This window comes from Streptomyces sp. NPDC052114 (genome assembly GCF_040680155.1).
GTDB lineage: Bacteria > Actinomycetota > Actinomycetes > Streptomycetales > Streptomycetaceae > Streptomyces.
Genome location: NZ_JBFAWC010000001.1, coordinates 287474 through 300802, shown reverse-complemented (window position 1 = coordinate 300802; position 13329 = coordinate 287474). Strand labels below are relative to the sequence as shown.

At 72.4% G+C, this 13329-nt stretch carries 9 protein-coding genes and 2 tRNA genes; 5 read left to right on the top strand and 6 right to left on the bottom strand.

Features of this window, described 5'->3' with window-relative positions; translation table 11 throughout:
• Positions 1 to 126: 126 nt before the first annotated feature.
• Positions 127 to 203: transfer RNA gene (locus tag AB0L89_RS01200), tRNA-Pro, on the bottom strand.
• A 143-nt stretch (positions 204 to 346) separates the two neighbouring features.
• Between AB0L89_RS01200 and AB0L89_RS01195 the strand changes: the two genes are divergently transcribed.
• From AB0L89_RS01195 to AB0L89_RS01185, 3 genes are all read left to right on the top strand, one after another.
• Positions 347 to 417: transfer RNA gene (locus AB0L89_RS01195), tRNA-Gly, on the top strand.
• Positions 418 to 812: 395 nt separating this feature from the next.
• Positions 813 to 2201, top strand: a complete 1389-nt coding sequence (locus tag AB0L89_RS01190; RefSeq protein WP_365132317.1) for a family 2B encapsulin nanocompartment shell protein — start codon at positions 813 to 815, stop codon at positions 2199 to 2201.
• A complete protein-coding gene (locus AB0L89_RS01185; protein ID WP_365132314.1) occupies positions 2188 to 3573 on the top strand; it encodes a cysteine desulfurase in 1386 nt (461 codons plus the stop codon). Before AB0L89_RS01190 ends, AB0L89_RS01185 begins: the two co-directional genes overlap by 14 nt.
• 16 nt (positions 3574 to 3589) lie before the next feature.
• On the opposite strand, the gene AB0L89_RS01180 is transcribed toward AB0L89_RS01185, so the two are convergent.
• Positions 3590 to 5710: a serine/threonine-protein kinase gene (locus AB0L89_RS01180; protein WP_365132311.1), complete on the bottom strand. Its 2121-nt coding sequence runs from the start codon at positions 5708 to 5710 to the stop codon at positions 3590 to 3592.
• An 86-nt stretch (positions 5711 to 5796) separates the two neighbouring features.
• Entirely contained in the window at positions 5797 to 5991 is a 195-nt protein-coding gene (locus tag AB0L89_RS01175; RefSeq protein WP_055698257.1) for a hypothetical protein, read from the bottom strand.
• A 620-nt stretch (positions 5992 to 6611) separates the two neighbouring features.
• Between AB0L89_RS01175 and AB0L89_RS01170 the strand changes: the two genes are divergently transcribed.
• On the top strand, positions 6612 to 7847 hold the full coding sequence (locus AB0L89_RS01170; protein ID WP_365132307.1) for an acyltransferase family protein: 1236 nt from the start codon (positions 6612 to 6614) through the stop codon (positions 7845 to 7847).
• Positions 7848 to 7854: 7 nt separating this feature from the next.
• Here AB0L89_RS01170 and AB0L89_RS01165 read toward each other — a convergent pair whose 3' ends face one another.
• The 3 genes from AB0L89_RS01165 to AB0L89_RS01155 form a co-directional block, all read right to left on the bottom strand.
• Positions 7855 to 8307, bottom strand: coding sequence for an HD domain-containing protein (locus AB0L89_RS01165; protein ID WP_365132304.1), 453 nt, complete (start codon positions 8305 to 8307; stop codon positions 7855 to 7857).
• A 109-nt stretch (positions 8308 to 8416) separates the two neighbouring features.
• Entirely contained in the window at positions 8417 to 10870 is a 2454-nt protein-coding gene (locus tag AB0L89_RS01160) for an FtsX-like permease family protein (protein WP_365132301.1), read from the bottom strand.
• Positions 10870 to 11661, bottom strand: coding sequence for an ABC transporter ATP-binding protein (locus AB0L89_RS01155; protein WP_365133911.1), 792 nt, complete (start codon positions 11659 to 11661; stop codon positions 10870 to 10872). Before AB0L89_RS01155 ends, AB0L89_RS01160 begins: the two co-directional genes overlap by 1 nt.
• 364 nt (positions 11662 to 12025) lie before the next feature.
• On the opposite strand from AB0L89_RS01155, the gene AB0L89_RS01150 reads away from it, so the two are divergent.
• Positions 12026 to 13243, top strand: coding sequence for a cation:proton antiporter (locus AB0L89_RS01150; protein ID WP_365132298.1), 1218 nt, complete (start codon positions 12026 to 12028; stop codon positions 13241 to 13243).
• Positions 13244 to 13329: the final 86 nt, after the last annotated feature.

Sequence of the window (13329 nt, the reverse complement as noted above, 5' to 3'; positions counted from 1 at the left end):
TGGTGGGCTGACTGCTTGGTTTCTGCCCGGATCAGAGACACACGGGCACACAGCTTGCATAGTAACGGCAAGCGGGAGCCGACCCACAATGCGATCTTGGATGCGATCGCCCGGAGAGGAACAAGGTGGTCGGGGTGGCGGGATTTGAACCCACGGCCTTCCGCTCCCAAAGCGGACGCGCTACCAAGCTGCGCCACACCCCGTCGGTGCGACACGTAGGGTACATGCCCGCAGGCAGTGCGGCTCCCCGTTAAACGGGGGCGGAAAGAAGGGGGTGTGCGGGGAAGGCCCGCGACCCGCTACGATGCCTGTCGTGCCGCGGTCCCCGGTCCGTGGCGTGAACCATGCGGGCGTAGCTCAATGGTAGAGCCCTAGTCTTCCAAACTAGCTACGCGGGTTCGATTCCCGTCGCCCGCTCTGACAAGGAGAACCCCGGACCGATTCGGTCCGGGGTTCTTCGCGTTCCGGGCGCTCGCCGGGCCGGGGTACGGGGCGGGATGCGAGGCGGGGGCACCGGCCGCCCGGGAGCACCGAAGGGCCCGGTTTTGCCAGAGGACTTTGCGCCCCCCGCCATAACGGCTTCTTTCAGCACCGCATAGCTCCCCCTCAGGGACGTATCGCGTCGGATACGAGCAGTTCGGAATCGCCCCTTCCGGTGCCGTTCCGAGAGCCGCGCCGCTCAGCGGGGCGGCGCCCCGAGGGCGGCCGGTGCATTCCGGCCTGTCCTCTTCAATCACGAAAAATGACCCCTTGTGGTCTGGCGATCAACACGCTGACGATCGGTCCCACTTTCCCGCTTCGAGGAGGTTGTAATGACCGACCGACTGTCTCTCGGACCCGATGCCGCACGGCAGCTGGCGACCGCCACCAAGACCACGCCCCAGATGCGCGGCATCACCCCGCGCTATCTGCTGCGCGCCCTGCCCTGGGTCGACCTGGAGTCCGGCGTCTACCGCGTGAACCGCCGCCGCACCTACGTGCTCGGCGACGACCGCATCAGCACGTACGAGGAGAACGGCGCCTCGCGTGTGGTGCCGGGCGACTTACGCGAGATGCCCTACCTGCGCGAGGCCGACGACGCCACGGTCGCCGCCCTCGCCGACGCCTTCACCGAGGTGACCTTCGAGCCCGGCCAGGTGCTCGTCCAGGAGGGCGACACCGCCGACCGGCTGTGGGTGCTCGTGACCGGGCGGGCCGAGAAGCGGGTGACCGGGCGGTACGGCGAGGACGCGCTGCTCGACGTGGTCGGCGACGGCCAGTTCTTCGACCTGGGCGCCTGGACGCGGGAGGAGCCCATGCCGTACCGCGTGCAGGCCCTCACCCGCGGCACCGCGCTCGTGGCCGACCGCTCGGCGCTCGCCTCCGCCGCCGAGCGCGACGAGGGGGTGCGCACCGCGATGGCGGCCTACGCCGCCGACGACGGGTCCCTGCCGGGCGCCGAGGTGCCGGTGGACCTGGCCTCCGGGCACGTGGGCGAGCCCGACCTGCCGGGCACGTTCGTCGACTACGAGGACGCGCCCCGCGAGTACCACATGACCCTCGCCCAGACCGTGCTGCGCGTGCACACCCGCGTCGCCGACCTCTACAACGGGCCCATCGACCAGACCCGCGCCCAGGCGAACCTGACCATCGCGGCGCTGCGGGAGCGCCAGGAGGCCTCGCTCCTGAACCACCCCGAGTTCGGTCTGTTCAACAGCGTCTCCGCCGGGCAGCGCGTGCAGGCCCGCACCGGGGCGCCCACCCCCGACGACCTGGACGAGCTCCTGTCGAAGGTGTGGAAGCAGCCCGGCTACTTCGTCGCGCACCCCAAGGCGATCGCCGCGTTCGGACGGGAATGTACGCGGCGGGGTGTGCCCCCGGTGACGGACAACCGGTTCGGCAGCCCGCTGCTGACCTGGCGCGGGGTGCCGCTCCTGCCCTCCGACAAGGTGCGCTTCACCAACGGCTCGGGCGTCCACACGGGCACCACCGAGATCCTGCTGATGCGGATGGGCGAGGCCGAGCAGGGCGTCGTGGGCCTGCGGCCCGGCGAGGTCGCGGACGAGGTCGAGCCCGGCCTGTCGATGCGGAACATGGGCGTCGACAACAAGGGCATCACGTCGTACCTGATGACGGCGTACTTCAACACCGCGGTCCTGGTGGAGGACGCCATCGCCGTCCTCCAGAACGTCGAGGTGGCCAAGTACCATGACTATTCCTGACGTTCTGGGATCTTTGGTGCCGTCCCGGGCGGTGCCGGCCCCGACCCAGGCGGTGCGGCCGGCCGTGCCCTCCGCCGAGCCGCCGCCCACCGCGGCGCCTGCCGCCCCGGAGCCGGTGCCCGCCCCGCAGGCCATGGAGCCGGCCGCCTCCCCCGGCGCCTTCTCCGCCGAGGCGGTCCGCGGGGACTTCCCGATCCTGCACCGCACGGTCAACGGCCACCCGCTGGTCTGGCTCGACAACGCCGCCACCACGCAGAAGCCGCGCCAGGTCATCGAGGCCCTCACCGCGTACTACAGCGCCGCCAACTCCAACATCCACCGCGGCGCCCACACCATGGCCCGCGAGGCGACCGAGCTGTACGAGGCGGGGCGCGCCGCGGTCGCCTCGTTCCTGGGGGCCGAGTCGCCGGAGACGGTCGCGTTCACGCGCGGCACCACCGAGGCGATCAACCTGGTCGCCCAGACGTGGGGGCGGGCGAACCTCGGTCCCGGGGACGACATCCTCGTACCCGTTCTGGAGCACCACTCCGACATCGTCCCCTGGCAGCTGATCGCCAAGGAGACGCGGGCGCGGGTGGTGCCCGTGCCGCTGGACGCCGACGGGCAGATCGACCAGGCCGCCTATGCCGACCTGCTGTCCTACCGCACCCGGCTGGTCGCGATCAGCCACGCCTCGAACGTGCTCGGCACGGTCCCGCCGGTCAAGGAGATGGCCGCGCTCGCGCACCGCTACGACGCCCGGGTGCTCGTGGACGGCGCCCAGGCGGTCGCCCACCTGCCGGTGGACGTGCGGGACCTCGGCGCGGACTTCTACGTCTTCTCCGGGCACAAGCTGTTCGCGCCCACGGGCATCGGCGCCCTGTACGCGCGCCCGGAGATCATGGCCGCGCTCAAGCCGTGGCAGGGCGGCGGCAACATGATCGAGTCGGTCTCCTTCGAGCGGACGACGTTCGCTCCCCCGCCGCACCTCCTGGAGGCGGGCACCGGGCACATCTCCGGTGTGGTGGGCCTGCTGGCCGCGCTGAACTGGCTCTCCGGCCTCGACCAGGGCGCCGTCCTGGCGTACGAGAACGCGCTCATGGCGTACGCGCAGCAGGCCATGGCCACCGTGCCGGGGCTGTCCCTGCTGGGCGCGGCGCCGGACCGGATCGCGGTGCTGACCTTCACGCTCGCGGGGCAGGACCCGGCGACGGTCGCCGACTGGCTGGACCGCGACGGCATCGCGGTCCGCGCGGGCCACCACTGCGCGCAGCCGGCGCTCGCGCACTACGGCCTGGAGTCGGCGGCCAGGGCGTCGCTGTCGCTCTACAACACGTCGGAGGAGGTGGACCGGCTCGTGGCGTCGCTGCGGGCGCTGCAACAGGCCTCGTGAGCCCGGCCGTCGGCGGTCAGGGGTGACGCACGTCGACGGTGTACACGGAACGGATGCCGTACGGGACGTAGAGGGCGTCGTCGACGAGGGTGAGCGGGGCGCCCTCGTCGGCACCCCAGGCCTGCACGCCGAGCCGCCCGTCCCGGGTCCACCGCACCCGGCCGGTCTCCCGGTCGAGTGCGGCGAGGCGGCCGTTGGGCGACGTCACGTAGACCCGGGTCGCGGAGGCGAGGGGCCGGCCGGGGTTCTCGACGGTGGAGTTGGCCTCCCAGGCCTCGCGGCCGGTGCGGGGGTCGACGGCGCGGACGCTGCCGCCCGGCAGCCTGAAGTAGAGCGTGCCCCGGCTGAGCACGGGCGCGGTGCCCGCGGACTGGGGCCGGGCGAGCCGGACGGTGCGACGGTCGTGGCCGCCCGTGGTGACGCTGACGAGGTGGCGGATCTTCGACGCGGAGGTGTCGGCGAGCAGCAGGCGCCCGTCGGTCTGGCCGATGAGGGTGAGGGTGCCGCGCACGGTGACCGTCCAGGACGGCTTGCCGGTGGCCGGGTCGAGGCGGGAGACGCGCGTGCCGGCCTTCTCCGTGGCGCAGAGCAGGTAGCCCTTGGCGGCGGCCTCCCGGAGCTGGCAGTCACCCATGGGGAGCGGGTGCTTCCAGCGGGGGTCGCCGTCCTCGGGGTCGAGGAGGGCGTACGAGGTGCTTCCCTCGCCGAGGGTGGTGAGGACGCCGTCCTCCGTGGCCGCGGCGGTGCTCGTCCCCGGGTCGAGGTCGGGCGCCTCCGCGAAGGAGCCGTGCTGGGTCGGGGTGGTCCACAGGGTGTCGCCCGACCGGGCGTCCACGGCCTGGATCGCGTAGTCCCCGACGGACTGCCGGTCCTTCCCTTCCGTCTCGTCGTTGCGGTACACGAAGACGCGGTCGCCCGCCGTCCCGATGACGTCGCCCTCCATGTTGCTGCTGTCGTCGGGTCCCGGGTCGACGGGCTTGCCCCATTCCCGCTCGCCGGTGGCCAGGGAGAAGCGGACGGCCTTGACGTCGTCGCCCGCGCAGATCAGTCCTCCCCCGGCGGCGGCGCAGCGCGCGAAGAGGCCGGAGGCGTCGCCCCGGCCGCCGGTGGTGTCCTTCGCCGTCCACTCCCGCCACCCGGCGGGCAGCACGCTCGCCGCCGCGGTGTCGTCCTGGGCGAGGGTGACGGCCAGGCCCGTGCCCAGGAGCGCGAGGAGCACCCCGCCCACCGACGCCGCGACCAGGAGCCTGCGGCGGCGGGGCCGCGGGGCGGGCTCCTCGGTGCCGGGTGCGGGTGCCCCGGGCCCCGGCTCGCGTCTCGGCGGCGGCTCCTCGCCCTTGAGCAGGGCGAGGAGCTCGTCCGGGGTGGGGCGTGCCGCGGGGTCCTTGTCCAGGCACCGCTCGACGAAGGGGCGCAACTCGGCGGGGACGCGGTCGAGTTCGGGTGTGCCCTCGACGACGCGGGTGGCCGTCTCGTAGGGGCTGTCGCTGTCGAAGGGGCCCGCGCCCGTCGCCGCGTAGGCGAGGACGGCGCCGAGCGAGAAGACGTCGGAGGCGGGGCCGACGTCGCGCGGGGTGGTGAGCTGCTCCGGGGACATGTAGGGCGGGGTGCCCATGACGCGGCCCGTCTGGGTCAGGGCGTCCGCGCCCAGCGCCTCGGCGGCGCGGGAGACCCCGAAGTCGATGACGCGGGGGCCGTCCTCGGCCAGCATCACGTTGGCCGGTTTGAGGTCGCGGTGGACCACGCCGACGCGGTGGATGTCGCGCAGCGCCTCGGTGAGTCCGGCGGCCAGCTCGCGCAGCCGCTCCAGCGGCAGCGGGCCCTCGCGGCGCACATGGCCGCCGAGGTTCTCGCCGGGTATGTAGACGGTCGCCATCCAGGGGCTGGGCGCGTCCGCGTCGGCGTCCACGACGGGGGCGGTGAAGGCGCCGCTGACCTGGCGCGCGGCGGCCACCTCACGGCGGAAGCGGGTGCGGAACTCCTGGTCGTCGGCGTACTGCCCGTGGACGACCTTCAGGGCGAGGCGGCGGCCCGACGCGGAGCGGGCGAGATAGACGACGCCCATGCCGCCGGAGCCGAGCCGGTCCTCGATCGGATATCCGCCGATCCGGTCCGGATCCGAGTCGCGCAGCACCATCCCTTACGCCCCCGTCCCCCGCGGCCCCGCTCTCCAGTTCCCCTTCTCCGCAGCGTACGCCGCTTCGGCAGCGGCCCCGAAGGGCCTCAGAAACTGATCGAGTTGATGGTCTCCGCCACTTCGTTGAGGAAGCGATTTATCGACGGCGCCATGCCGGTGGAGGCGAGGAAGAACCCGAAGAGCACCGCGACGAGCGCGGGCCCCGCCTTGAGCGATCCCCCGCGGATCAGCACCACAAGGATGATCGCCAACAGCAGTACCACTGACAGCGAAATGGCCACACTGATCACACCCTAGGTCGGTCGCTCTCCCGGCCCGGGGGGTACGACCCCGCACACCCCCGCCAGGGACCATCGTGCCACCAACGGGCCCACTGTATGCGGCGGGTGACACATCGTCGGCCAACGCTTCCGGATCCGGCGCGCGGGGGCGACCCTCGGGGCGCATGAACAGCGCACCCCCGCACGGCAATTCGACGACCTGCGGTCATCGGCAATTCGGCTTGATCGTTGCCATCGCCACACAGGACGTTCGCAGGAAATTCGAATTGTTGCCGGGCACACATCACGCGGCCGTAACCCCACCGAAAGGCATGGACCAAACGGACATTGCACGGGAGTCGGCCGCAGGCGTTATGCACCATTTAAACCGGATGAGTTGTGACGTACGGGACAAGATGCCGTCACATCTGTTTGCCTACTCAACCGATTCCCGGGTACTCGGGACCCGTTAAGCGGGATTCTCCCCAGAGATTGACAGAGGTTGACTTGAGAGAAGTGACGAGGGTTTTACGAAGACACTATAGCGACGCTAGGGTGCCTCAGATGTTCCACGCTGCCACCATCCCCGCAGGCGCAGTGCGGTCCCGGATCGTCTCACCGAGTTCTTGGTGGGAGGGCCTGTGACCAACTCGGTGCACCCGCACGGACGCCACCGGGCGCCGCTCCCCCCAGTCCAGGTGCCGGCGGACGGAGTCCCCACTCCCCGCGCCCACCACCCGACCCCACAGGCCGCGACCGCTACCGCTCCCCCCACCCCGTCCGGCCACAGCACCGCCCACAGCACCGCCCGGAGCGCGCCGAAGCCCGCCAAGCAGCGGGACGCGTTCTTCGACAACGCCAAGTACCTGGCGATCGTCCTCGTGGCGATGGCCCACGCGTGGGAACCCCTGACGGATCACAGCCGCGCCGCCGAGGCGCTGTACATGACCGTCTACACCTTCCACATGCCGGCGTTCATCCTGATCTCCGGCTACTTCTCGCGCAGCTTCGACATGCGGCCCGACCGCCTCAAGCGGCTGGTCACCGGCGTCGCCGTGCCGTACGTCATCTTCGAGGTCGCGTACACCCTCTTCAAGCGCTACGCCGACGACGACCCCACCCAGCCGATCAGCCTGCTCGACCCCTGGTACCTCACCTGGTTCCTGGTCGCGCTGTTCGTCTGGCGGCTCACCGTGCCGCTGTGGAAGATCGTGCGCTGGCCCGTGCCGCTCGCGCTGGCCATCGCCATGCTCGCCGTGATCTCACCGGACATCGGCGACGACCTCGACCTGCAGCGCGTCCTGCAGTTCATGCCGTTCTTCGTGCTCGGCCTCTTCATGAAGCCCGAGTACTTCCAGCTGGTGCGCCGCCGCGAGGTGCGGATCCTGTCCGTGCCGGTCTTCGCGTGCGCGGTGCTCCTCGCGTACTGGGCCGCGCCCCGGATGACCTCCGTGTGGTTCTACCGCCGCGACAGCGCCCAGGAGCTGGGCGTGCCGTGGTGGGTCGGCATCGTGATGACGCTGGCGCTCTTCGGCTGCTCCGTCGTCCTCACCGCGTGCTTCTTCGCGTGGGTGCCGCGCCGCAAGATGTGGTTCACGATCCTCGGCGCCGGCACGCTGTACGGCTACCTGCTGCACGGCTTCCTCGCCAAGGGGTCCCGTTTCTGGGGCTGGTTCGAGGAGTACGAGTGGCTGCACAAGCCGCTCGGCGAGATCTTCGTGACGGCGGTCGCCGCGACCGTGGTCACCCTGCTCTGCACGCCTCCCGTGCAGCGGATGTTCCGCTTCGCGATGGAGCCGAAGATGGAGTGGGCCTTCAAGCGGGACGCGGCGGCGCTGGCCCGGGAGCGGGCCAAGTCCTCGGCGAAGGCGACGTAGCCGGGACCTACTCGATCCCCAACAGGGCGCGCATGTCGGCGTACTTCGCCGTCAGGCGCGCCCTTGTCGTCTCGTCGAGGACCGCGAGGCGGGCCGGGTCCGCGTTGTGGGCGAGGTCCGCCTCCTTCACCAGGCGGGCGCCGGGGGTCGCGAGGATCCGTCGCGCGTACGACTCCCTGGGCTCTCCCGCGCGCTTGGTGAGCGCGCGGACGATGGCCTTCGTACGGGGGGTCAGGGGGGCGTCCGTGAGCCACTGCTCCGACAGGGCGTCGTCCTCGACGGAGTCGTGGAGCCAGGCGGCGGCGATCTGGTCGTCGTCGCCGCCTCTTCGCCGGACCCCGTCGGCCACTGCCTGGAGGTGCTCGGCGTAGGGGCGGCCCGCCTTGTCCGTCTGGGTGGCGTGGGCGCGGCGGGCCAGGGCCTCCACGTCGGGGAGGGCGAGGATCGGACTGGGGTTCATGCGGGGGATCTTTCCCCGACCCCACCCCTTCCCGAAACCGGGGCTCCGCCCCGGACCCCGCTCCTCAAGCGCCGGAGGGGCTGAAGGAAACGGACTCCGGAGGGGCCCGTCACGTGGACTTCAGTGCCGCCCTTGCCGGGAGGGTCGTCGCCGCGAGGCCCAGTGCCAGGACCGCTGCCACGAACGAGCCGTACACCAGCGGTGGGATGTACGGGGACTCCCCCGTCAGGCCCTTCATCATCGGGACCAGTGTGGCCAGGGCGATGGCCGAGCCGATCGCGATGCCCGCGCAGGCGACCAGGAGAGCCTCCCAGCGGATCATCCGCATCACCTGGCGGTGCGTGGAGCCGATCAGGCGGAGCGTGCCGAGTTCGCGGCGGCGGTCCAGGACCGTCATCACCAGGGTGTTGACCGCGGCGACCGCCGCGAAGCCGCCGAGTACGGCCGCCATCACGGTGTTCCCCCAGGCGTTGACCGCGCGGTCCACGGACTGGGCGGTGGCGTAGCCGTCGCGGTCCTTGAGGGTGCCGAGGCCCGCGAGCGCCTCCGCGGAGCCGCCCCTGGTCCAGAGCTCGGTGGCGAAGGACGAGGTGACGTGCCGCCGCACGTCGGCCGCGGGCATCGTCACCTGGGAGAGGCCGAGGCCCCTGCCGTACGTCGCCACGACCTTCGGCGACGCCTTGGTGCCGTCGGGCAGCCGGATGGCGACGCGGTCGCCCGTCTTCACGTGGGCGGAGTCGGCGAGTGCCGCGTCGATCGCGATCTCGCCCCTGCCGAGCCGCAGGGTGCCCGTCTCGACCTTCAGGTCCTGGACCTTCGCCAGGTCGGCGGCCGAGCCGGTGATGCCCTGGGTGGACGCCGACTCCAGCCAGCGGTCGCCGCCGGAGCCCACCGGGACGAGCACGGAGGTCTTGAGCAGGCCGACGGCCGAGGTGACCCCCGGGGTGTCGGCGGCAGCGGCCACCGCGCCCGGGGCGAGACCCGTGCCGGAGGTGACGATGTGGTCGGCGGTGATGCCCGCGCGCTGCTGGTCGGCGGCGACCCGGTCCTCGCTGGTGTGCATGAAGACGAGGACGGAGGAGAAGGCCATGGCCAGCACGATCGGGGTGATCGCGGAGGCCAGCCGCCGGGCGTTGCTGCGGGAGTTGGCGGCGGCGAGCGAGCCGGACGCGCCCGCGCCGCGCAGCGGCAGGCCGAACAGGGCGGCGCAGGCGCGGGCGACCAGCGGGCCGAGCAGGGCCACGGCGAGCATGAAGAGCATGACGATGCCGAGCGCCGCGTTGGCCGCGTCCTCACCGGTGTTGCGCGCGGCGACCCCGGCGAGGACCGTGCCGCCGACCGCGGCCGCGACGCCCAGCGGCGTACGGATCCACCCGAACCCCACCCGCTCCACGGACGCCTCGGTGAGTGCCTGGCCGGGCTTGATGCGGGAGGGGCGGCGGGCCGCCAGGTACCCGGCGCCGAGCGCGGTGACGACGGCGACGCCGACGGCGGTGACGAGCGGGATGAAGGAGACCGACAGGTCCAGGGCCCCGGGGATCGCGCCCCGGTCCTTCAGCTGCCCGAACCACCAGGAGGCCAGGGCGATTCCGGGCAGGATGCCGGCCGCTCCGGCGAGCGGCGCGACGAGCAGGGCCTCGGTGGCGATGGTGCGGCGGATCTGGCGCGGGGTGGTGCCGATGGCCCGCAGCAGGGCGTACTCGCGGGCGCGCTGGCCCACCGAGAGGGCGACGGTGCCGGCCGCGGTGAAGACGGCGGTCATGGTGGCGACGCCGCCGAAGGAGCCGCCGAGCGCGGTGAGCATCTCCTTGGCGTAGGCGAGCGAGGAGCCCTCGGCGGCGCTGCGGTCGTCGCCGGTGTGGACCTGGGCCTTGGCGCCCAGGGCGTGCGCGACCCGGGACTTGAGGGTGGCGGCCGCGACGCCTTCCTCCGGCAGGACGGCGATGGCGTCGACCTTGCCCGGGTGGCCGGAGATCCGGACGGCCTCGGAGTCGGCGAACCACGCGGTGGGGGCGCCCTGCCGGCCCGTCACGGTGCCGGAGACGCGGAAGTCGCGGGGGCCGTCCGCCGTGGTGAGCGTGGTGCGCTCGCCCACGGTGGCGCCGGGCGCGGCCAGGACGACCTCGCCGGGCCGCGGGGCGCGGCCCGTGGCGAGCTTCTCGCCGGTGAAGGCGGTGGAGCCCCAGCCGTGCGCGGTGACGTCCTTGTCGCCGGAGCGCACGGGGAAGGTGACGTCGGCGACGGCGGTGCGGGCGCCGGGTGCCGCGGCGGCCTCGGCGACCAGCGAGTCGTCCAGGCGCGCGCGGTCGGGCAGCGGGCTGGTGCTCTCGGACCTGCTGTCGCCGCTGCCGGTGACGAAGTGGACGGACTGGTCGGCGGCGGCCACGACGGGCGCGCCGGCGTAGCGGGTGGGCGGCACGGAGGCGCGTACGCCCGTCTCCAGGAGGATGCCGCAGGCGGTCACGATCAGCGAGGCCATCATCAGCGCGACGAACGTGCCGACGAACGCGGCAGGTTTGAAGCGGACGGCCGCGCGGGCGAGGCCGTTGGGCATGTACGCCATTACGCGGCCACCCCCGCGCGGACCGGTGCCGTCAGCGCCGCCATGCGGGCCGTGATCCGCTCGGCAGAGGCGCGCTCCAGGTGGTCGACGAGACGGCCGTCGGCGAGGAACAGGACGCGGTCGGCGTGGGCCGCGGCGGCCGGGTCGTGGGTGACCATGACGACGGTGGCGCCCATGCCGTCGACGGCGGAGCGCAGCAGGCCGAGGACCTCGGTGGCCGTGGTGGTGTCCAGGGCCCCGGTCGGCTCGTCGGCGAAGATCACGTCGGGCTCGGTGACCAGGGCGCGGGCGATGGCGACGCGCTGCTGCTGGCCTCCGGAGAGCTGGCCGGGGCGGCGGCCGCCCTTGTCGCCGAGGCCGACGCGGGCGAGCATCTCGGCGGCCTTGCGGCGGTCGGGGCGACGGCCCGCGAGGCGCATCGGCAGGACGACGTTCTGCTCGACGGTCAGCGAGGGCAGCAGGTTGAAGGCCTGGAAGACGAAGCCGAGGCGGGTGCGGCGCAGGGCGGTGAGCTTGTTCTCGCTCATGCCGGTGATCTCGGTGCCGCCGAGGTGGACGGTGCCGGCGGTCGGCCGGTCCAGGCCCGCCGCGCACTGGAGGAACGTGGACTTGCCGGACCCCGAGGGCCCCATGACGGCGGTGAAGCTGCCGTACGGCAGGGCGAGGTCGATGCCGGCGAGCGCGTGCACGGCGCCGGATCCGCGGCCGTACTGACGGCGGACACCGCGCAGTTCGACGGCCCGGTCGCCGGGGTGACCGGCGAAAGGACCGCCGGGGAGGCCGCCCGGCATCGGGGGCACCGCCGCGGCCGTCGTGCCGCCCTCGGTCCGGTTCTTCCGTCGCAGCCCCATGGCCGTGTCCGCCTTCCGTTCGTCAGCCGCCGGGACCTCGCGGTGAGTCGTCCCTGGTCGATGCATCGAACGTACGGATCAGGGGGTGGTGCGGACCATGAGGTCCGCTGGCGAACACGGGGTGGGGAGAACCCCACCACGGCAGTCGTAAGGACCCGCCTTCATTCGTTTGGTAACCTAAGTATTGACGCGTTCTTGACGCGCCCTTTGCACTTCGTCATTGCGCCAGCGTCAACGCCCTGTCGACTCGTACCGACCAAACAGGAGGAACGGGCCCATCGGACACGCAGACACCTTGATAGCCATGGGTGGCGCATTTCTCGCCGCCGCCGTCCTCGCGCGCCTCGGCGGCCGCATCGGACTCCCCACCATTCCGCTCTTCATCCTGGCCGGGATCCTCCTCGGCCCCCACACCCCCGGCGTGGTCCTGGTCTCCGACCCCCACGACCTGGAAATGCTCTCGGCGCTCGGCCTGGTCCTGCTGCTGTTCTACCTGGGCCTCGAGTTCCACATGGACGACCTCAAGACCGGTGGCCGCAAGATGGCCGTCGCCGGAGGCATCTACCTCGCCCTGAACGTCGGCGCCGGCCTGGGCTTCGGATTCGCTCTCGGCTGGGGCACCTCCGAAGCGCTGGTCCTCGCCGGAGTCCTCGGCATCTCCTCCTCGGCGATCGTCACGAAGGTCCTGGTCGACACGGGCCGCCTCGGCAACCCCGAGACCAAACCGATCCTCGGCATCATCGTCGTCGAGGACATCTTCCTGGCGCTCTACCTCGCGGCGCTCCAGCCGATCCTGTCCGGCGCGGACAGCCTGTCGGCCGCCGTGATGGACGGCGGCAAGGCCTTCGGGTTCCTGCTGCTCCTCGCCCTCGCCGCCCGCTTCGGCACGCGCGTCATCGGCCGGCTCTTCGCCATCAAGGACGACGAACTGCTCGTCATCTCCTTCCTCGGCGCGGCCGTCTTCGTCGCGGGCGTCTCGGAGTGGTTCGGCGTCGCGGACGCGATCGGCGCGTTCATGGTCGGTCTGATGCTGGGCAGCACCGCGTCCGGCAACCGCATCCGCAAGCTGGTGCACCCCCTGCGGGACGCGTTCGGCGCGATCTTCTTCTTCGCGTTCGGGCTCTCCATCGACCCCGGCGACCTGCCGGTGGTGCTGTGGCCGGTCCTCGCGGCGGTCGCCCTGACGCTCCTGATGAACGTCCTGGCCGGGCTCGGCGCGGCCCGTGTGTACGGCTTCGGCGCGGGCCCCGCGGCCAACATCTCCACCACGCTGCTGGCGCGCGGCGAGTTCGCCCTGATCCTCGCCACGATGGCGGCGGGCGCGGGCCTGGACGCACGCCTCTCGCCCTTCATCGCGGGCTATGTCCTCCTGCTCGCCGTCCTCGGCCCCCTGGCCGCGGGCCGCTCGGACTGGCTGGCCCGCGTCCTCCCGAAGGGCAAGGGCGGCGACCCCGGGGACGGCGGCCCCACCCCGTCCCCGAAGCCGGAGACGGCACAGAGCTCGGCGACCAGCCTGGCCTAGCCGCGACCGGTCACCCTCATGCGCAAGGGCGCGGGCATCATCTGCCCGCGCCCTTGACGTGTTCGGGGTGCCCTTTGCCCCCCCCT